This is a genomic window from Catalinimonas alkaloidigena (assembly GCF_029504655.1).
Taxonomy (GTDB): Bacteria; Bacteroidota; Bacteroidia; order Cytophagales; family Cyclobacteriaceae; genus Catalinimonas; species Catalinimonas alkaloidigena.
In genome coordinates, this window is record NZ_JAQFIL010000003.1 from 60,062 (window position 1) to 79,864 (window position 19,803).

18 protein-coding genes are annotated in these 19,803 nt (G+C 41.5%); 12 read left to right on the top strand and 6 right to left on the bottom strand.

Going from position 1 to position 19,803, the window contains the following annotated elements; all coding sequences use genetic code 11:
- Positions 1–26: 26 nt before the first annotated feature.
- From OKW21_RS31950 to OKW21_RS31990, 9 genes are all read left to right on the top strand, one after another.
- Positions 27–1,103, top strand: coding sequence for a nitrous oxide reductase accessory protein NosL (locus OKW21_RS31950; protein WP_277488093.1), 1,077 nt, complete (start codon positions 27–29; stop codon positions 1,101–1,103).
- Positions 1,104–1,105: 2 nt separating this feature from the next.
- On the top strand, positions 1,106–2,341 hold the full coding sequence (locus OKW21_RS31955; protein WP_277488095.1) for a nitrous oxide reductase family maturation protein NosD: 1,236 nt from the start codon (positions 1,106–1,108) through the stop codon (positions 2,339–2,341).
- Positions 2,338–3,069, top strand: a complete 732-nt coding sequence (locus OKW21_RS31960; RefSeq protein ID WP_277488097.1) for an ABC transporter ATP-binding protein — start codon at positions 2,338–2,340, stop codon at positions 3,067–3,069. Before OKW21_RS31955 ends, OKW21_RS31960 begins: the two co-directional genes overlap by 4 nt.
- 104 nt (positions 3,070–3,173) lie before the next feature.
- Positions 3,174–3,956 (top strand): ABC transporter permease, encoded by a 783-nt coding sequence (locus tag OKW21_RS31965; protein WP_277488099.1) that lies wholly within the window; start codon positions 3,174–3,176, stop codon positions 3,954–3,956.
- Between the two features lie 93 nt (positions 3,957–4,049).
- Positions 4,050–5,123: a hypothetical protein gene (locus OKW21_RS31970; protein ID WP_277488101.1), complete on the top strand. Its 1,074-nt coding sequence runs from the start codon at positions 4,050–4,052 to the stop codon at positions 5,121–5,123.
- The gene (locus OKW21_RS31975) at positions 5,120–5,491 is read left to right on the top strand and encodes a group III truncated hemoglobin (RefSeq protein WP_277488104.1); all 372 of its coding nucleotides are present in this window, start codon (positions 5,120–5,122) and stop codon (positions 5,489–5,491) included. The genes OKW21_RS31970 and OKW21_RS31975 overlap by 4 nt, the downstream gene beginning before the upstream one ends.
- A 3-nt stretch (positions 5,492–5,494) precedes the next feature.
- Complete coding sequence (locus OKW21_RS31980; protein WP_277488106.1) at positions 5,495–6,781, top strand: hypothetical protein; 1,287 nt, start codon at positions 5,495–5,497, stop codon at positions 6,779–6,781.
- Positions 6,782–6,851: 70 nt separating this feature from the next.
- On the top strand, positions 6,852–7,781 hold the full coding sequence (gene ric / locus OKW21_RS31985; protein ID WP_277488107.1) for an iron-sulfur cluster repair di-iron protein: 930 nt from the start codon (positions 6,852–6,854) through the stop codon (positions 7,779–7,781).
- A gap of 41 nt (positions 7,782–7,822) precedes the next feature.
- Positions 7,823–10,126 (top strand): nitric-oxide reductase large subunit, encoded by a 2,304-nt coding sequence (locus OKW21_RS31990; RefSeq protein WP_277488109.1) that lies wholly within the window; start codon positions 7,823–7,825, stop codon positions 10,124–10,126.
- A gap of 79 nt (positions 10,127–10,205) precedes the next feature.
- Here OKW21_RS31990 and OKW21_RS31995 read toward each other — a convergent pair whose 3' ends face one another.
- From OKW21_RS31995 to OKW21_RS32005, 3 genes are read right to left on the bottom strand one after another with little or no spacing between them, the layout of a single operon-like run.
- Positions 10,206–11,342: a trans-sulfuration enzyme family protein gene (locus OKW21_RS31995; RefSeq protein ID WP_277488110.1), complete on the bottom strand. Its 1,137-nt coding sequence runs from the start codon at positions 11,340–11,342 to the stop codon at positions 10,206–10,208.
- Positions 11,339–11,473: a hypothetical protein gene (locus tag OKW21_RS32000; RefSeq protein WP_277488111.1), complete on the bottom strand. Its 135-nt coding sequence runs from the start codon at positions 11,471–11,473 to the stop codon at positions 11,339–11,341. The genes OKW21_RS31995 and OKW21_RS32000 overlap by 4 nt, the downstream gene beginning before the upstream one ends.
- An 8-nt stretch (positions 11,474–11,481) precedes the next feature.
- Complete coding sequence (locus OKW21_RS32005) at positions 11,482–11,880, bottom strand: LysR family transcriptional regulator (protein WP_277488113.1); 399 nt, start codon at positions 11,878–11,880, stop codon at positions 11,482–11,484.
- A 198-nt stretch (positions 11,881–12,078) separates the two neighbouring features.
- On the opposite strand from OKW21_RS32005, the gene OKW21_RS32010 reads away from it, so the two are divergent.
- The 3 genes from OKW21_RS32010 (at position 12,079) to OKW21_RS32020 (ending at position 13,818) form a co-directional block, all read left to right on the top strand.
- On the top strand, positions 12,079–12,987 hold the full coding sequence (locus OKW21_RS32010) for a PA14 domain-containing protein (protein ID WP_277488116.1): 909 nt from the start codon (positions 12,079–12,081) through the stop codon (positions 12,985–12,987).
- A 71-nt stretch (positions 12,988–13,058) separates the two neighbouring features.
- Positions 13,059–13,490 carry an RrF2 family transcriptional regulator gene (locus tag OKW21_RS32015; protein WP_277488118.1) on the top strand — a complete coding sequence of 144 codons (432 nt, stop codon included), beginning with the start codon at positions 13,059–13,061 and terminating at the stop codon, positions 13,488–13,490.
- A gap of 10 nt (positions 13,491–13,500) precedes the next feature.
- Positions 13,501–13,818, top strand: a complete 318-nt coding sequence (locus OKW21_RS32020; protein ID WP_277488121.1) for a 2Fe-2S iron-sulfur cluster-binding protein — start codon at positions 13,501–13,503, stop codon at positions 13,816–13,818.
- Positions 13,819–13,891: 73 nt separating this feature from the next.
- Here OKW21_RS32020 and OKW21_RS32025 read toward each other — a convergent pair whose 3' ends face one another.
- The 3 genes from OKW21_RS32025 to OKW21_RS32035 form a co-directional block, all read right to left on the bottom strand.
- The gene (locus OKW21_RS32025; RefSeq protein WP_277488123.1) at positions 13,892–16,126 is read right to left on the bottom strand and encodes an FUSC family protein; all 2,235 of its coding nucleotides are present in this window, start codon (positions 16,124–16,126) and stop codon (positions 13,892–13,894) included.
- 655 nt (positions 16,127–16,781) lie between these two features.
- The gene (gene gap / locus OKW21_RS32030; protein ID WP_277488124.1) at positions 16,782–17,780 is read right to left on the bottom strand and encodes a type I glyceraldehyde-3-phosphate dehydrogenase; all 999 of its coding nucleotides are present in this window, start codon (positions 17,778–17,780) and stop codon (positions 16,782–16,784) included.
- A gap of 137 nt (positions 17,781–17,917) precedes the next feature.
- On the bottom strand, positions 17,918–19,801 hold the full coding sequence (locus tag OKW21_RS32035; RefSeq protein WP_277488125.1) for a cytochrome c oxidase subunit I: 1,884 nt from the start codon (positions 19,799–19,801) through the stop codon (positions 17,918–17,920).
- Positions 19,802–19,803 lie beyond the last annotated feature (2 nt).

Below are 19,803 nucleotides of genomic sequence, written 5' to 3' on the forward strand. Positions count from 1 at the left end.
TTTCTATTCATTAATAGGCTATAGCCATGAAAAATTCACCGAGAATATTGTTTTTGATCGGAGCTTTGAGCTTGCTCTTGCTATTTGCTTTTCCCTTATGGCAGATTACCCTCTTTGCTCCACAATATCCTGATGGCATCACTATGTACATCTGGATCAACCAAATATCAGGCAACAGTGAATCTGTCTTGCAGAATATCAATATCCTGAACCACTATATCGGTATGAAGTACATAGAGCCAGATTCAATCCCTGAGCTACAGTACTTCCCTTATATTGTCATCGGGATGGTTGTAATGGGTATCATACTGTTTTTTGTCAACAAACGACAAGGCTTTGTGGCCTGGAGCATACTACTAATTATCCTGGGTATACTGGGAATCTACGATTTTTATCTCTGGGAATATGATTATGGGCATGACCTAGATCCTAATGCGCCCATCAAAATACCTGGTATGATATACCAGCCACCTTTGTTTGGACAGAAAATGTTGCTCAACTTTGATGCCTACTCTTATCCTCATTGGGGCAGCATGTTCCTGGGTTTAGCGATGGTGCTGGGCCTGGCAGCCAGTTGGCTGAAGTGGAGAAATATAAAAAAGAAAAAAGCGGTTCAGCCCATTTCCATTGCCATATTGGTACTGATACTTTTCATTAATGGATGTTCCGTAGAGCCTCAGCCTATCAACTATGGTGAAGAACAATGCCAGTACTGCCAAATGACCATCGTAGATCAGCGCTACGGCAGCGAGCTGGTTTCTGCCAAAGGCAAGGTCTTCAAGTTTGACGCCATAGAATGTATGGTCAACTTTTATAAAACAGATCAGCTTGCCCATGAAGATATAGCATACTCTCTCGTAACAGGTTTTACTAAGCCAGGTTTACTGATTAATGCAAAAGAAGCCTATTACCTGAAGACAGACCAGATGCCTAGCCCTATGGGATTGAACATGGCTGCTTTTCAGAATAAGGAGATTGCACAGCAGTTTCAGCAGGAGAATGGAGGAGAGCTCTACCGCTGGAAACAACTGAATGAACAATTTGATACCATCTGGCAATTGGCCGATCCGCAAGCATATACTAAGGAAGAAAGTGAGGAATGATCATGAAAGCTTTGCTGAATATTTTGCTGTTCATTTTTTTAGGTCTAGGTGCAGTTTATGCCCAAACCCATTACGTAGGGGTGGAGCGTCGGCATACATCACTCACTGAAGCCTTACAGTTTGCCAGCACCGGTGATACAATTGTGGTAGAAAAAGGTGTTTACAAAGAAGGCAATATCATCATTGACAAACCCTTGGTACTGCTAGGTCAGGATTTCCCGGTGCTGGATGGAGAAAACCAGAACGAGATTCTGACCATCACTGCTGATTCTGTGACTGTAAGCGGTTTCAAAATTCAGAATGTAGGGGTTAGCTATCTCAAAGATCAGGCAGGTATCAAGCTAAGTAATAGCCGGGGAAGCACTTTACGCGGCAACCAGTTGATCAACACCTTCTTTGGAGTAATGCTGGAAGAATCTGTCCATTGTACTGTGGCAGACAATGAGATTATCGGCAATGCGGAAAATGAAGCCTCTTCCGGCAATGCCATCCACCTCTGGTACTGTGATAGTATCACCATCAAAAACAATATCGTCAAAAATCACCGCGATGGGATTTATCTGGAGTTTGTCAACTACAGCACCATAGCAGAGAATGTAAGCGAAGGAAATCTGCGTTACGGCCTGCATTTTATGTTTTCAAACCACGACAATTATCTGGGTAATACATTTCGCAATAATGGGGCAGGCGTAGCGGTCATGTTTTCCAAGCAGATCAATATGCAGCGCAATGTCTTTGAAAAAAACTGGGGAAGTGCCTCCTATGGCTTATTGCTCAAAGAAATTTATGACAGCGAGATTACCCACAATGAATTTACCGAAAATACCAGTGGTATCTACGCTGAAGGGGCCAACCGCTGTAAGATTACGCACAATAACTTCAGGAGAAACGGCTGGGCACTGCGTATCTCCGGCAGTAGTGACAGCAATGTGTTTACGAAAAATAATTTTCTGTCCAATACCTTTGACTTGTCCACCAACAGTCAGCACAACTATAACACCTACGAAAGTAATTACTGGAGCGAATACAGCGGCTATGACCTGGATAAAAATGGAGTAGGGGATGTGCCCTACCATCCGGTCAAGCTGTTCTCCTATGTCATCAACCGGGTGCAGCCTTCTATCATTTTGTTGCGGAGTCTTTTCATAGACATTATCAATTTTGCCGAAAAAGTGGCTCCGGCCATCACTCCGCAAAACCTGGTAGATCCTTCACCTTTAATGAAACCAGTATCATGATTACGATCAAAAATTTATATAAATCTTTCGGACCCAATCAGGTGCTTAAAGGAGTAGATTTAGATATTAGTTCAGGAGGCATTTTTGCCATTCTGGGTCCCAATGGTTCTGGTAAAACTACCCTCATCAAAAGTCTGCTCGGCCTGGTGCATCCTGATAAGGGAGAAATTTATCTTGAAGGAAAAAAAATCCACAGAGAATGGCTGTACCGTCAGCATATTGCTTACCTGCCCCAGATCGCCCGCTTCCCTGAGAACCTGAAAGTAAAGGAGCTGATAAGTATGGTGAAAGACATCAGGCAACAGCAAGCCGTGTATGAAGCAGAAATCATAGAGGGTTTTGAACTGGAAGAGTTTCTGGATAAAACGTTGCGCTCTCTTTCCGGAGGAACCCGGCAGAAGGTCAATATACTCCTCAGTCTGATGTTTGACAATCCTGTCATCATCCTTGATGAACCCACTGTAGGACTTGATCCGGTAGCGATGATCCGCTTGAAAGAGATGATCCTCAGAGAAAGAGAGGCTGGTAAGACTATTATTCTTACTACCCACATTATGAGCCTGGTAGAAACGCTGGCCGATGAAATTGTATTTCTGCTGGAGGGACATATTCACTTTAGGGGCAGTCTTCAGGAATTGGTAAGGCAAAGTGGTGAGGTAGACCTGGAGCATGCCATCGCTCAAATGCTACTCAAAAAAAAAGAAAGCATTTTGATGATGAATGATTGAACTACTCAACTTAATTCCAAAACTGTACAAACACGATTAATCGAGTTCCTCCTGAATGATCAATATTTCAATCTGGAATCTGTAATTTTAAATCTGCTATTGTCATGTTAAAAATATTCAAATTCACCTTCTTTGATCTGATGCGGAGCCGCTGGAGCATTATCTATTTTCTGTTCTATCTGCTCTGTGCCACAGGTCTGTTGTACTTTAGCAATGACCTATCCAAAGCCATCATCAGCCTGATGAACATCATTATCGTGCTGAGTCCGCTGGTAAGCATCATGTTTGGCGTAATTTACTATTACAGCAGCCGGGAATTTGTAGAACTACTGCTGGCCCAGCCTATACGCCGCGCTTCCATTTTTGGAGGGCAGTACCTGGGGCTGGCGCTTTCTCTTTCTCTGAGCCTGCTACTGGGATTAGGACTTCCATTTCTCTTTTATGGCATCTTTATATCGGCCCAGATATGGAATTTCTTCACATTGCTGCTTACCGGCTTGCTGCTGACCTTTATTTTTACTGCCATTGCCTTCTGGATTTCACTCAAAAATGAAAACAGAGTCAAGGGCTTCGGACTGGCACTGCTGGTGTGGCTGTTTATGGCAGTACTGTATGATGGAATATTCCTGCTTTTACTCCTGGCTTTTGAGGATTATCCGGTAGATAAATTTGCCATTGCTTTCACCCTCTTTAATCCGGTAGACCTTTCCCGCATTCTGATGATGCTCAAGCTGGATATATCAGCACTTCTGGGCTACACCGGAGCTGTGTTTAATAAATTCTTCGGTACCTCTCTAGGTATCACATTGGCTTTCATTTGCTCACTCGTTTGGATATTGATTCCTCTGTGGGGAGCAGGGAGAACTGCCAATCGCAGAGATTTTTGAGGAATATGATTGAGGTCATAATGGTTTGGCTTGTATTGCGCTAGTTTTGAACAAAGGTTTTGATTTATTACAACAAGACATAAACTAGCAGCCATGAAAAATCCCTATCATATTTTACCGCTGGTCGGTTTGGCATTGCTCACGGCTACTACCGCAGGCTGGCTGAGGCTAGGACTCTATTTTCCGATTTCTGTAAATGCTGGAGAGCATGGCGCTATGATGGTGGGTAGCTTTCTGGGTACTTTGATCAGCCTGGAAAGAGCCGTGGTCATCAAAAAATACTGGGCATATCTGACTCCTCTTCTTTCAGGTATCAGCACCTTTTTCTTTCTGACACATCTGAGCCTAGTAGCCTATGTGCTCTTAGCTGCTGCCAGCCTAGGATATGCGGTTATGCTTTATTACCTCTACCAGCGTCATGAGGAAAGGCATATGCTGCTGATGATAGCCGGTGCTGTTTGCTGGCTGATTGGCAACCTGTTGTTAGTCAAATCCCAACTGTACCCGCTGGCTGTGAGCTGGTGGATAGGATTTTTGCTGCTTACCATCACCGGAGAGCGTTTGGACCTCGGCCGCTTTTTGCCAGATTCTAAACTCAAAAGCAGCAGCTTTCTGCTGGCAATAGCTATTTTTCTGTTGGGATTAGTGTTTCCGTTTCATGGTGCGGGAAGAATGATTTTTGGAAGTGGATTGATCCTGATGGGAGTATGGCTGTATCGCTATGATATCGCGCGAATCAGCATCAGAAAAGAGGGGCTGACCCAGTTTGTAGCGGCCTCTTTACTTTGTGGCTACTTCTGGCTGCTGATGTGCGGTGCTCTCTGCCTACTCAGCGACTTTTACTACGATGCGGTGCTGCACAGTTTTTTCATCGGCTTCGTTTTTTCCATGATTTTTGCCCACGGACCTATCATCTTGCCGGGCGTACTTAAGCTTTCTGCTAAACCTTACCATCCCATACTTTACCTCTGGCTCTTCGGATTACAACTCAGCCTGGCCTTGCGCATAATCGGCAGTATAGGAGGAATATATGAGCTGCATCAATGGAGTGGCTTGTCCAATGGCCTCCTTATTTTCGCATACCTGTTCAGCATAGGAACTATTGCTGCTCGTCAAAACTTAAAAAACAGGGCGGCTTCTCAGCACCCAGAAAAGATATTGTCATGAAAGATATTCAAACCAAAGAAGACATTCGCCTGCTGGTGGATGAATTCTATAATAAAGTTAATCAGGATGAACTGTTATCGCCTATTTTCAATGAAATAGCCCAGGTACATTGGGAAACTCATCTCCCCAAAATGTATGATTTCTGGGCCAAGCTGCTGCTGGGAGAAAACGTCTATAAAGGCAGCCCGTTTGACAAACACCTGCCTCTACCCATTAGAGGAGAGCACTTTGATCGCTGGCTACGCCTGTTTATGCAGACGCTGGACGAGCATTTTGCCGGACGAAAAGCCGAAGAAGCCCGTATGAAAGCACAAAGCATTGCCGATATTTTTCGCTTCAAGATGAAAACCCTCAAAATCGTTTCTTAAGTCATGCCATCTACCCAGTCCATGCCAAAAGTAAGAGTAGCATTGAGCCAGAAGATGTTCAAAAGATGGGCCTGGGTTTCTCTGCTTTTTCTTTTTATCGTAGCGGTACTGGGTGTGTTTCTGCGTTCTTTCTACCTCAGTACTGTGCCGGGGCTTAATTATAAATTCTGGCTACACGGCCATTCCCATGTGGCTTTTCTGGGCTGGATTTTTAATGCCTTTTTTGTGGCGCTGGTAGCAGCTTATGTGAAAAGAGAACGCTTACAAATTTTTGACCGACTCTTCTGGGCGTTTCAGATTACTGTTTTAGGCATGCTGATTTTATTTCCTGTACAGGGTTATGCCGCAGGAAGCATCATTGTCTCTACCCTGCATATCTTTTTGTCCTATTTTTTTGCCTGGAGATTTTTGAAGGATAGAAGAGAAGAAACACAGCCCTATGGCATACATCGCTTTTCATTTGTGGTCGTCCGTTTCGCCATCATCCTTATGCTTATTTCCTCTATTGGACCTTTTGCCCTGGGACCTATCATGGCTAATGGCTTGTCGGCTACCCATTGGTATCATCTGGCAATTTACTTCTACCTGCATTTTCAGTACAATGGCTGGTTTCTCTTTGCCGTCATGGGATTATTCTTTTACTGGCTGGAGAAAAATGATATGGGCTATTTTAAGAAGGATGGTCAGGTATTCTTCTGGCTCAATGCTGTGGCAGCCATACCCACTTATGCTTCTTCCGTTTTGTGGACGCAGCCTCATCTCTGGCTTTATGTGTTGGCAGGCTTGTCGGCTTTTGCTCAGCTCATAAGTCTTTACTTTCTGTTCCGTATCCTGAATGTAGTCCGTTTACAGTGGACAAAGAGATTAGGTAAAATGGTAGCCTTGCTATGGCTGCTGGTGCTGATTTCGTTAGTAGTGAAGAATATTTTGCTGTTAGCCGAAGCCTTACCTTTTGTAGCTAATCTGGCTTATGCGCAAAGAAATTTCGTGATTGCCTATCTGCATCTGAACTTCATTGGGATTACTACTTTCTTTTTGCTGGGCTGGTTTGTACAAGAGCACTGGCTCATTCTTTCCAATTTTTGGCAGCAAACTGGCATATGGGTATTTATAATGGGTTTTATCCTGAGTGAACTGGCGCTGGTATTACAGTCTCTACTCAATATCAATGGGCTTCCCGGATTCAATCATTTTTTTGAACTGCTCTTTTACCTGAGTCTTATCATGCCTATTGGACTTGGCTTACTGTTCATTAGCCAGAAAAAGAATTTTTTTTCTGAGTCAATGTGATTAAGATCATAAACCTCTAAACTTCACCTCCTTTATCTTTAGCTCATTATTGATTCATAACCTTAAGAAAATGAGCACGATAGATGTAAGAGAAATCGCCCCAAAAGATAAGCATCAATTTATTTTTGAATCTTTTGACAAGCTTCCCGAAGGTGAAAGCCTTATGCTTATCAATGACCATGATCCTAAACCGCTGTTCTATCAGTTTCAGGAAGAGCGACCCGGACAGTTACAGTGGAAAGTGCTGCAAGCCGGTCCGGAAGTTTGGCAGGTGCAAATCCATAAGCAGCCTGCTAAAATCACTGTTGGCGAAGTGGTTCAACAATACCCGCAGGCTGCTGCTGTATTCCACAAGTTGAAAATAGACTATTGTTGTGGCGGAAAAAGAAGCTTTGAAGATGCCTGCCGAAAGGCCGGTGTAGATCCCGAAGAGGTGAATCAGGCTATCCGGCAGGTTCAACCCGAAAAGCAAAACCTGAGAGTCAGTCACTGGCCGCTTTCCATGCTCTGCGACTTCATTGTCAACAACCACCATGAATACATCAGAAATCAGGGGCCGCAGATTCATCTGCTGGCCGAGAAGGTAAGCAAAGTGCATGGGAAGGAGCATCCTGAGCTGATTGATATCTATCATGATTTTATAGAACTGCATGAAGAGTTGCTTCAGCACTTACATAAGGAAGAAGATAAACTGTTTCCACTCATCAAAGCATGGGATCAACAACCCGTCAGCATATCTGAAGCTGAAATTGCCGAGTTGCTGAAAGAACTCAATGAGGAACACGAAGGTGCAGGGGATGAGATGAAAAGAATTCGTAACCTGACCAATGACTACACCTTACCCGAAGATGCCTGTCAGTCTTATAAAATGCTTTACCAGGAGCTGGCTGAATTTGAAGAAGATCTCTATGCCCATGTGCATTTGGAGAACAATATCCTCTTTCCTAAATTCATCAAGCAACTTCAGATGAGTAAGCCTGATACGACCAGTCTACACTGATAGACACTTTTTAATATGTTGACAACCTAATTTTTATCATTATGAAGTACAAAAAGTTATGGATCGGGTTTGTCGTGGTAATGGTGGGGTCTTTTGCCGTGCTGGGATATTACGGGATAGAAATTTATCGCCAGGCTCCTCCCATACCCAGACAGATAGTGACCGAAGAAGGAGAAACCATTTTCACTGAAGAAGACATCAAAAATGGTCAGAATGTTTGGCAGTCTATGGGAGGGCAGGAAGTAGGTAGTATCTGGGGACATGGTGCCTATGTCGCTCCCGACTGGACTGCCGACTGGCTGCATAAAGAGGCGGTTTTTATGCTCAATACAATGGCCGAGCAGGACTTCAGTACTGCCTATGATGCATTAGATGAAGAAAAACAAGCTGCTTTAAGAGCACGCTTGCAAAAGCAGTTGCGGCAAAATACCTATGATCCTCAATCAGGTATACTGACCATTACATCTATGAGAGCTCAGGCTATAGAAGATAACAGCCATTTTTATGCGGGTTTGTTTATGAATGATCCGGTACAGGAAGCACTAAGAGATGCTTATGCCATTCCGGCGAATTCTATCCAGGAACAAAGCAGAATGCGGGAGATGAATGCTTTCTTCTTCTGGGCAACATGGGCCTGTGTGACCAACAGACCGGGAAGTGAAATAACTTATACGAATAACTGGCCTCCCGAACGACTGGTAGCCAATGAGCCGACCAGTGGACTAATTCTCTGGACAGGATTTAGCGTTATATTATTGCTGGCTGGCATTGGCTTACTTGCTTATTATTATGCCTCTCATCATGAAGAGAATCCTGACCCTTCAGAGCTGCCGGATAAAGATCCGCTGTTGGGGCTTCAGCCTACACCATCTATGCGAGCTACCCTTAAGTACTTCTGGGTAGTGATGGCATTGATAGTAGTACAGGTAATCCTGGGGGCAGTAACAGCACATTATGGAGTTGAGGGAACAGCATTTTATGGCTTTCCCCTAGCAGAATATTTACCCTACTCGGTAACTCGCACCTGGCATATTCAACTGGCGATCTTCTGGATTGCTACTTCATGGCTGGCCACGGGCTTATTCATTGCGCCAGCGGTGTCGGGCAAAGAGCCAAAATACCAGGCACTGGGAGTTAATATTTTGTTTGGTGCCTTGCTTGTCATTGTACTGGGTTCACTGACAGGGCAGTGGTTTGGTGTCATGCAAAAACTTGGGTATGAAGCTAATTTCTGGTTTGGACATCAAGGTTATGAATATGTGGACCTGGGTAGGTTCTGGCAAATCTTTCTTTTTGCAGGTCTTTTCATCTGGTTGTTCCTAATGGGTAGAGCGATATGGCCCGCTTTCAAAACTCAGAAAGACAGCCGGCATATGCTGGCGATGTTCCTGATATCTTCCATTGCCATTGCTGTTTTCTATGGAGCCGGACTGATGTGGGGACGGCAAACGAATCTGGCGGTGGCGGAATACTGGCGCTGGTGGGTAGTACACCTGTGGGTGGAAGGCTTCTTTGAAGTTTTTGCTACCGTTGTTATCTCTTTCCTGTTTGTAAGAATGGGGTTGATCAAAGCGAGTATCGCCACAGCTACGGTATTATTTTCCACCATTATTTTCTTGTCAGGAGGAATCATAGGTACTTTCCATCACCTCTATTTTAGCGGTACGCCTACTGCTGTGCTGGCGTTGGGAGCTACCTTCAGTGCCCTGGAAGTGGTTCCTTTGGTACTGATTGGTTTTGAGGCTTATCATAACCTCTCTCTGAGCCGTTCTACCGGATGGATCAAAGCCTATAAGTGGCCGATCTACTGCTTTGTAGCGGTGGCTTTCTGGAACCTGGTAGGAGCGGGTATCTTTGGATTCCTGATCAACCCACCCATTGCGCTTTATTATATGCAAGGGTTAAATACTACACCGGTCCATGGCCATACCGCGCTGTTTGGGGTGTATGGGATCTTAGGAATTGGACTGATGCTCTTTGTGCTCAAAGGTCTGGCTGCTCGTAATGTATGGAAAGATGGCGTGATTCGCTTCGCCTTCTGGTCTATCAATATCGGATTGGCTTTGATGGTGCTCATCAGTGTGTTGCCCATCGGGCTGGCGCAAACCTGGGTAAGTGTGGAAGTAGGTTTGTGGTATGCCCGTTCCGCTGAGTTTATGCAACAGCCCGGCATGGATACTCTTCGCTGGCTACGTGTGATTGGCGATACCATTTTTGCCGTAGGAGTGCTGGCCCTGGGCTGGTTTGTTATCGGACTAAAAACCGGCTGGTCAGTAAAGGATGAGATTGACCTTTCTGATAAGCATTATCCCCAAGCAAAAAAAGAAAAAGAAGTAGCAGTTTAACGATTTGTAAAGCAGAAATCCACTTATCTGTTTTGGTAAGCGGATTTTTATTCTTCATTTGTATTTATTGGAATAATATTTACAAACATTGCAAAGCGCTCTCAATGTCATGAATTAGATCATCAGTATTTTCTATACCTACTGATAGTCTTAATAGCTTCTCACTAATTCCTAGTAACTCTCTTTGTTTTTCGCTTATTGCCGCATGAGAAGTTTGGGCTGGTACACAAATCAGGCTTTCTACCCCACCTAAACTTAGCGCAGGATGAATGATAATTAGGTTTTTTAAGAATGGGTTTAAGTATGCGACTTCATGTAATTCAAACGATATCATACCACCGAAGGCTGACATTTGCCTTTTTGCGAGCTGGTAGGAAGGGTGAGACCTGAGACCCGGATAGTATACTTTTTTTATCCTTGGGTGATTTTCCAGATATGAAGCAATCCGCATAGCAGACCTGTTCTGTTGCTGAACTCTTAAATCTAAAGTTTTAATATTCTTTTCAGCCTGGTAGCAGAGAGTGGGGGACAGCGCTCCACCATATAGTTTAGCAGTGGACAGGATGGATTCTTTATAGAAAGTATTGTTTGTTACTGTAGCGCCAAATACAAGGTCATTATGGCCGCTTAAATATTTAGTGCCACTGTGAACTACGATGTCAATGCCAAATGAGAGTGGCTTTTGATTGATGGGTGTAGCGAAGGTATTATCAATGATGGTAATCAGTTCATGTTTTTTTGCCCAGAGGGCAATCTCCTGAAGGTCAATGATATTTAATAATGGATTAGTGGGTGATTCAAAAAAGACGACCCGAGTGTTTTTTTGTCTTTTAGACTCAAAACTGTACAGGGTATTTTCAGCAAAATCACATGAGATACCCCTCTGAATCAGTTCATCAGTAGCAAATTGTGAAGTGCCGCCATAGAGGTCACGAGAAAAAATAATATGATCACCTTCCTTTACAAGAGAAAGTATAGTACTACTAATGGCAGCCATGCCGGAATTTAAGGCAATACCACAATCTCCTCCTTCCAGTCTCGCGATCACCTCTCCCAACCTAATCTGATTAAAGGTAGATAGAAAGCCTGGGTATAGGCGTTCTTCAGCGTCCATATAAGAGTATGCTGTAGAAGTGTAAATAGGAGAAGTGATTGATGGCTCCTTACACTTGTTACTTGAGATAGGATGCACACACAAAGTACCCTCAGCTATCATAAAGCAAGGTTTTGATTTTCTACAATGAGAGACTCTACTATACCTTTGCAAATCACAAAGTCACAGAAATGCTCCGCGTCTTCTCTTTGTTCAGTATACTGTTTGATGATGGGTTCCAGCTCTCCTTCCATTGGTTTCTCTATAGAGCAGTGAGTAGCCTCAAATACAATTTGCACCCCACATTAGGGAACTCATTTTTGAATTTATTGAGTACAGGCGGCAGCCAGTGATAACTGGTATTGCATTCCGTACTGATCTGAATCATCCCGGTTTCTCCCGAGATCAGTTTTTTGATCTCCGGTTCTGTGGAATCAATTTCCTTGAGTACGTTATTAGCAGCTTTATACAGCTTTTTGCCTATCGGAGTAAGGATCAGTTTTTTATTGTGACGATAGAAGATAGGCGTGCCTAGCTGCACTTTAGCTTCCTTCAACTGGTAGCTGAGCGCGCTTTGCGACAGATGGAGCTTATCAATGGCACGGGTAATGCTGCCTTCCTTCACAATCACTTTGATCAGACGTAAATACCTTATCTCCATCTTTTTAATTTTGCCCAAAATTATGCGTAGATAAGTTGCAGCCCTAATTTTTTTGATGAAAAGCTTTCATGCTTACTATCAAAATATTTGATACCCACTTATCGTGCTCGCTAAAGAATTAGCTAAACATAAAAAAAGACTTTTTTGTCCCTTATTATCAAATTATTATCTTTACTCAAAATTATTATTGTAAAACACATGAGAAAAAGACTATCAGGCAGTGGAAGTAGATTACTAATTTTTGTGTTTGTTATCGGAACAGTTTGTTTATCCGCTTGTAACCAAAAAGAAGAAAAACAGGAGGTAAGCAAGAAGAAAACAAAAAGCGCCTTGACTTTTATTAGAAATGATGACTGTCTGAATTGCCATAATATTGAAGACAAATCTGTGGGCCCCACATATGTACAAATCTCACAAAGGTACGAGGCTGATTTCAGTACGATCAGCAAGTTGGCCAACAAGATTATTGAAGGCGGAGGAGGGATTTGGGGTAGTCAGCAGATGTCCAAACATCCATTCTTAGAGAAAAAAAATGCAAAAAAAATAGTTAGGTGGATACTTTCCCTAAGTGATTCTACGGTTAATAAAGATCCACTCTTGCACACGCCTGGCTTAAAGCTCTCTGAGGTTTTTCAAAATAAACCAGCGGCAGCCAGGGAAGCAAACGGACTAAAGCTAAGTATTTACCCTTCAGATGGATTGGAGGCGCATTATGTAAATGCCAGCACTGATAAGACTTCTCCTGTTAGCCCTTTGCACAATGGACTGGCCAATGTCATTCATTTTACCGGGCAGGAGGCTTTTGAGCCTTTGCAGGAGCGTGTGCTTCTCCGTGCCAGCGGGTCTATACATATCAGCGAGAAGGGTAAATACTTTTTTAAACTGATCAAGTCCGGTGAAGGGAGGGTGTTTATGAATGGTGATAAAATTATTAACGAAAACAAGGACGATCATGAAATAGCCGTTGACCTGAAAGCCGGTACCTATCCTATCGTGGTGGAGTACCTTCTAAAGCCGAAAGATAATACGTTATCCCTGCAATGGATTACCCCTGATGATGAATATTATAGCGTGGTACCCGAAGAGGTATTTTCTGTAAAAAATTAAATGTTAGAAAAGACCTGTTCATGTGTTAAGTAGCATATGTCTAACTTATTTCTCACAATCAAGAAAAAATTATGTTCTCTAAAGCATGTGAATACGGCATCAGGGCAGTAATTTATATTGTAGCTAAAAGCCAGGAAGGCAAAAAAGTAGGCATTAAGGACATCAGCAATGAGATTGATGTTCCGGAACATTTTACGGCTAAAATCCTGCAAAACCTAAGCCGTATGGATTTAATCAGTTCTGTAAAAGGGCCGCACGGTGGCTTCTACATTGAAGAAGGGAGAAAAGATATCAGGCTCATTGATATTGTGAGGGCGATTGACGGCAATAAACTCTTTACCGGCTGTGGGCTGGGTATCAAAGAGTGCTCTGAACGCAGGCCCTGCCCCATTCATGATGAGTTCAAGCAAATCAGAGATTCTATTAAAGAGATGCTTGAACGAACTACTGTACAGGAGGTAACCGAAGATTTGGAAAAAGGTCTGGTGTTTTTGAAAAAATGACAACTTGAATATGGACCGATTTAGTATCACAGTAATAGATGAGGATGGACAAATAAAGAAAGTGAATTTTGCTCCTTTAGCATATAGAAATCTTATGGAGCTAATAGTGAATGAACTATGGGAAGAATGGGGTGATTGTAAAGGCAGGGCAATGTGTGGTACTTGTCACGTAGAGGTAATTCACGGTAATATTGGAGAGATAGACTCATTTGAGCAACATACCCTCAATAGATTGCCTAATCAAAAAGCACAAAGTAGATTAGCTTGTCAGATCATGTTAGATCGCTCCATAGATAAGATGACCTTTAAGATTTTAAAGGATGATTAATGAGAAATGAACCTGCTCCCAATCCAGGAATATTAGACAAATACATTGCGTGTCTGACTAATAGATTGTACACTTAATTTGGTAGTTTACTTAGCGTTTGGCTTAATTTCTCAAGATCTGCCGATACTTTTCTTATTAGCTCCAATTGTTTTTGAATGGACTGAGCATCGAAGGCATCTTTATTAGATTCCTTTGTTACATCAGGTAATTCAAAATCAACATTAAACGGCTTTTGATCAATATGTTTTATTGCTTCCTGTAACAGGAACTTTGTCTTCCGAATAAGTTTCAAATGTTCAGTGTTTATTATTTTTTTTGCATGATTTTTTTCTAAACTAGAAGATAAAGCAGCTAGATATGATGATAAAATATGGTTCAGCACTACAAACTCATTGATATAGGGAGCTTTTTCCTGCTTATTTTTCGGTTCATGGAGCATCCTCTGAAAAGCCGAGCCCATATTCGCGGTTTGCATATATACATCTTTACGAGCAAGCCTGTAATCTGTAATAGGAAATGACTTGTCACCAGACATGGCAATTATCTTTTGCAAGTAGATAAGGTTAGCTTTTAGAATATTAATCAGATTAGTCTTGATCTGTGAGGTCTCCCAACTGGGAAGAACAAAATAGCTAACCAGAAATGCGATAGCAGATCCAATAAGGGTATAGATAATCCTTTCTGTGGTTACTTCCAGATTACTCGTTTTATAAATGAAGCTGAATAGTATCAATATGAGCGCGGTCATGAATAATACACTGATCACATATTTAATTCTATTAAAACTAAAGGCTATAACCATAAAAATGACGAGTAATATGAGTTTTGCTACTTCATTCTGAATCAGTAAAAGTATGAGCGCGCCTGTTAACCCACCCGCAACTGTGCCTAAAACCCTTTCGTAATTTCGTTTTTTTGATATGCTAAAATCAGGTTTCAGGATCACTAAAATGGTAATTAATATCCAATAGCTGTGTTGACCATAGGGTAGTTCCAGGGAAATCATGTACCCCAAAAAACATCCAAATGTTAATCTGATTGAATGTCTGAAAGCAGTAGAACGTAGTGAAAGGTTGTCTTTGAAAATTTTTAAGTCAAAATCCTGACGAGAAACAAATTTTGTTAAATCAGACTCCTCAGTTTTAGATAAAAAAGTAAGTTGTTCAGCCTGAAAATAATTATACATATCACTTAATAGGCGTGTTATATTTCTTATATTAACCAGGGTTTTCTTCAGTATCCTCACAGAAATCCCTTCTGACTCCAGTGCAAGCAGCCTTTCTTTGATTATGTTCAGATGAGAATCAAAATTTACTAACGGCCTTGGTTTTTCATTGTTGATCAAAGCGTAGCCCAAATCATCAAACTCCTTAGCCATAGTAATGAGCAAATTCCTATAAGCTGGTAATATCTGGTGTTTTAAGAATCTTTGTCTTAGTATGCTATAATCAATTTGTGAAGACATGGCTAGCTCAAATGCTTCAATAATATCTGTAAAGATCATAATTACCAAGCGGCCTGATCGCATGGTCTCTCTTACTTTCTTCCTCGTCCTGAAAACAATTTGCCTTACATTATCTTGTTGTTCATTTACTACGATTTGCTGAACTATTAACTTTTTATACAGCTCATTAACAGCAAATTTGTCATCATAAAATTCTGCTTTCAGACGAATGTAGCGGGCTACTTCAAGTATACATTCTCCCAGATATTGTTGTGCCAGGCGGTAAGGCCTGATGCGACTCAAAAATAAACTGAGTAGCATATACCAAACACCTCCACTTAGAATCAAGAAAGCATACCCAACGCTATATCCACTGTCAAAATGCATACTTGATATCATCATCAGTAAAGTGGCGGTACCCACAGCGGCGGCCCGTGATCCATACACCATCAGCATGGAAAGTGCAAAACAGAAAAGAGGTATTTCAATCGCCAGAAGCCAGGTATGCTGGTTGATCATGCCAGTTACTATAGCTATAGAAAAAATAGAAATATTAGTAACCAACATTCCGTTTCTTCGATGCAACACTGGCCCTGGTTGATCAGAGATACTTACATAGAGAGCCCCCAGAGAGATGATTAGCCCATAAGTTAGTTCATCAAACCAAGCAAAAATCAATGAAGGCAATACAATACCTAAAGTAATTTTTAAACCACTAGCAAGGTATTGTCCAAAGAAAAAGCTTTTTACTTGCTGGTTTAGATAAAGCCTGTCCTTACGGTCAAAGAACGTGCGGGCAAAAGCAATAGGACTATGTATTTTTGACTTGCTTACTTTTTGCATGATAGACTTGCCAATACCCATTTGTACTCAGGTTTACTCACCTTATGTTTATACCTGACATTGTGTTAGAAGGTTGCTGGGTAATAGTTTGAAAAAGAGCCGGGTATAATATCTCCCGGCTCACAGATTAAAGTTTACCGTCTTGTTTTTCTTCTTTTATTCATTTTTTCTTCAACTTTTTTTAAAATCTTCTCTTGTCTTCTTTCCTTCAAATTTTTTGTGGATTCTTTTAGACTTTTGCTTCTTTTAGCCATGATCATAAATTTTTAATATTGTTTAATAACAGCCATTGGGTCTAATAGCCGTTTTTTTTCTGAATAGAAAAATTAGAAGCTGTCCTGAAGGGTGAAATTTAGAAACTTTATTCTACGAGTATTTCAGCTATCATATTGATAGGTGAATGAAGAGGACGAATAAAATTAAACAGGACTAGGAATAAGCACACTCGTGAGTGCTTATAAGATTCGGAAAGATGATCTTGCTTTTTCGAGGCAGACAGTTGGCTTTAATCTTGAGTAAATTAAAAGCAACAATAGTTCTATATATCACTAATACAAGTTCTATCATTATTTTAATTATTCAAAACCTAGTATAAAAGGAGGTGTTGATATTCACTAAGCTACCCCCTTTTTTAATATTTACCTAGCCTTTGTCAAACATTAGTTTTTTGTCATTGCTATTGAGATAGTATACTTTCTGCTTCCCTAACCATCTGATTTACATACCCCCACTCATTATCATACCAACTCATTACTTTTACCAAGTCACCACCAGTGACCTGTATCATAGAAAGATCAACAATGGAAGCTCTAGGGTCCATTACAATATCGGATGAAACAAGCTGCTCTTCAGTAACGCCCAGTATATCTTGATATCTATCACTTTCTGCTTCCTCTTTAAAGATATCTTTCACTTCTTCTACTGATGTTTTCCTGGAAGTAATAAAGTTAATATCGGCAATAGAGCCTACCGGGACAGGTCCCCGTATCGCAGCACCGTCAAATTTATCTTTTAATTCCGGCAGTGCCTGTGTGGTAGCCAGTGCAGCACCTGTTGAGGTAGGTACAAAATTAGCTGCTGCCGCACGGCCTCTACGCATCTTATCGTTGGGCATATCAACCAGGCCCTGGGTAGAAGTATAAGCATGTACTGTAGTCATATTAGCTTTTTCTATGCCAATCCGCCTGTTTATAATTTCTACAACGGGAGTGATGCAATTTGTAGTGCAACTTGCACAGGATATGATCTCCGGATTATTTTCATGGTTTCGGTTCACACCGTGAACTACTGTAGAAATCTCTTCACTTTTGGATGGTGCTGAAAGAATGACATATTTTGCCCCTGCCTTAACATGTTTTTGCAGATCTTCTTTTTTGGTGAATATGCCCGTGCATTCAAAAACAATGTCAATGTCCAGATCTTTCCAGGGCAGGTTAGCAGGGTCTTTTTCATTAATTACCATATATTTTTTGCCATCAATGATCAAATGTTTTCCGTCATTTTCCACCTTCTTATGATATCTACCATAAACAGTATCGTATTTTAACAGATAAGCAAGGTTTTTCGGTGAAACCAGGTCATTAACAGCAACTAATTCAAAGTCATGCTTTTCAAGTAAGACCTTTAAAGTTGCTCTTCCAATTCTTCCCAACCCATTAATAACTACTTTTTTCATGATCTGTGATTTTTAAGTGATAAAAAAATGATAAGGCGAATGATTTATATAGAATGAGTCATGAACAGGACTTTCAGATATACCATTGCACATATTAAAAATATAGGAGACGATGTTCTTTTTTTGTTATAATTAAGCTACTTGCCCTTTTCTTTAAGTTTGCTCTGCAAATCCTCTCCCACAACCTCAGGCAAACCTTCACTAACCAATTTTGTCTCTTCCGGCAGGTTAGATTCGGGCGTTTGCGAAAATGGTATTGTCTGAGGAATAAAGTCTTCCTGAGCACCAGGCTTACTATAATCATAAGCCCATCTATATACTTTAGGGATTTCTCCGGGCCAGTTTCCATGCCCCGGAAAGCGGGGAGTAGTCCATTCTAAAGTATTAGACCTCCAGGGATTTGCAGGTGCCAGGCGTCCACGGTACATACTATAAAAGAAATTAAACAGAAAAATGATTTGTGCACCGAATGTAATGAAAGCAGCAATACTGATAAATGCATTTAGATCCACAAATGTTCTGAAAACCTCAAAACCGGTAAAAGAATAATACCTTCTGGGAAAACCTGCCATCCCTATATAATGCATAGGAAAAAAAACCAGGTAAACGCCAGCAAAGGTTAACCAAAAGTGTAGATGCCCTAAACCTCTGTGCATCATTCTGCCAAACATTTTTGGAAACCAATGGTATACGCCAGTCAGAAAACCAAAGAAGGACGCGCTGCCCATCACCAAATGAAAGTGGGCTACTATAAAATACGTATCATGAAGCTGAATATCTATAGCAGAGTTAGCTACAAACAAACCCGTTACCCCTCCAGCAATAAAAAATGAGACCATGCCGATGGCAAATAGCATAGCCGGGGTGAAATGGATATTTCCTCGCCAAAGGGTGGTCAGCCAGTTGAAGACTTTTACTGAAGAGGGTACAGCAATAATGAATGATGCCAGCATAAATATTGACCCTAAAAAAGGGTTCATACCTGAAACAAACATATGATGAGCCCATACAGTAATAGATAAAAAAGTGATGACAAACATGGTACCAACCATAGCTAGATAACCAAATATTGGTTTACGTGCATTAGTAGCAATGACCTCTGATACTATTCCAAAAGCAGGTAGTATGGCAATATAAACCTCCGGATGTCCCAAAAACCAAAATAAATGCTGATATAAAATCGGGCTGCCTCCAACATTAGATAGAGCTTCACCAGCTATATAGATATCAGAAAGATAAAAACTGGTACCAAAGCTTCTGTCAAAAATGAGAAGCAAGGTTGCAGCAAATAATACCGGAAAAGTTAATAACCCCAAAATTGCGGTAAAAAATAGTGCCCAAATGGTCAGCGGTAGTTTTTTGAAAGACATTCCTCTGGTTCTAAGATTGATTATAGTAGTGATATAATTGATGCCCCCCATAAGGGTTGATGCTATGAAGAAGACCATGCTGATGAGCCAAAGTGTCATTCCCAACCCGGAACCTGAAATGGCCTGAGGTAGTACACTGAGCGGTGGATATACTGTCCAGCCCCCTGCTGCAGGTCCTGTTTCAATAAACATAGATAAGAACATGATCACACCAGCGACAAAAAATAACCAGTAAGATAGCATGTTCATGAAGCCGGATGCCATATCCCGGGCGCCAATTTGTAGAGGAATCAGAAAGTTGCTGAAAGTACCACTTAACCCTGCTGTTAATACAAAAAAAACCATGATGGTACCGTGCATGGTTACCAGGGCCAGGTAAAATTCAGGGTCTATTTTACCGTTTTGTATCCAATCACCAAGTAAAGGCTCGAGCCAATTCATATTGGATTCGGGAAAACCCAGTTGGAGACGGAAGAGTAGGGATAAAAGCCCTCCGATGACTGCCCACATAATACCGGTAACTAAATACTGTTTGGCAATCATTTTATGGTCGGTACTAAAAATATATTTGGTGATAAAACTATCTTCATGATGTTCGTCTGACACCACTGAGTGCTCATCAGGTTTCTGGTTAATATTTTGTACAGACATAA

Coding starts and splice junctions, on each gene's coding strand:
- OKW21_RS31960 (WP_277488097.1), top strand. CDS start 2,338: ATGATTACGATCAAAAATTTATATAAATCTTTCGGACCCAATCAGGTG.
- gap (WP_277488124.1), bottom strand. CDS start 17,780: ATGAAAAAAGTAGTTATTAATGGGTTGGGAAGAATTGGAAGAGCAACT.
- OKW21_RS32025 (WP_277488123.1), bottom strand. CDS start 16,126: ATGGGTATTGGCAAGTCTATCATGCAAAAAGTAAGCAAGTCAAAAATA.
- OKW21_RS32010 (WP_277488116.1), top strand. CDS start 12,079: ATGAGAAAAAGACTATCAGGCAGTGGAAGTAGATTACTAATTTTTGTG.
- OKW21_RS31970 (WP_277488101.1), top strand. CDS start 4,050: ATGAAAAATCCCTATCATATTTTACCGCTGGTCGGTTTGGCATTGCTC.
- OKW21_RS31950 (WP_277488093.1), top strand. CDS start 27: ATGAAAAATTCACCGAGAATATTGTTTTTGATCGGAGCTTTGAGCTTG.
- OKW21_RS32005 (WP_277488113.1), bottom strand. CDS start 11,880: ATGGAGATAAGGTATTTACGTCTGATCAAAGTGATTGTGAAGGAAGGC.
- OKW21_RS32000 (WP_277488111.1), bottom strand. CDS start 11,473: ATGGAAGGAGAGCTGGAACCCATCATCAAACAGTATACTGAACAAAGA.
- ric (WP_277488107.1), top strand. CDS start 6,852: ATGAGCACGATAGATGTAAGAGAAATCGCCCCAAAAGATAAGCATCAA.
- OKW21_RS31965 (WP_277488099.1), top strand. CDS start 3,174: ATGTTAAAAATATTCAAATTCACCTTCTTTGATCTGATGCGGAGCCGC.
- OKW21_RS32020 (WP_277488121.1), top strand. CDS start 13,501: ATGGACCGATTTAGTATCACAGTAATAGATGAGGATGGACAAATAAAG.
- OKW21_RS31990 (WP_277488109.1), top strand. CDS start 7,823: ATGAAGTACAAAAAGTTATGGATCGGGTTTGTCGTGGTAATGGTGGGG.
- OKW21_RS31995 (WP_277488110.1), bottom strand. CDS start 11,342: ATGATAGCTGAGGGTACTTTGTGTGTGCATCCTATCTCAAGTAACAAG.
- OKW21_RS31975 (WP_277488104.1), top strand. CDS start 5,120: ATGAAAGATATTCAAACCAAAGAAGACATTCGCCTGCTGGTGGATGAA.
- OKW21_RS31980 (WP_277488106.1), top strand. CDS start 5,495: ATGCCATCTACCCAGTCCATGCCAAAAGTAAGAGTAGCATTGAGCCAG.
- OKW21_RS32015 (WP_277488118.1), top strand. CDS start 13,059: ATGTTCTCTAAAGCATGTGAATACGGCATCAGGGCAGTAATTTATATT.
- OKW21_RS31955 (WP_277488095.1), top strand. CDS start 1,106: ATGAAAGCTTTGCTGAATATTTTGCTGTTCATTTTTTTAGGTCTAGGT.
- OKW21_RS32035 (WP_277488125.1), bottom strand. CDS start 19,801: ATGTCTGTACAAAATATTAACCAGAAACCTGATGAGCACTCAGTGGTG.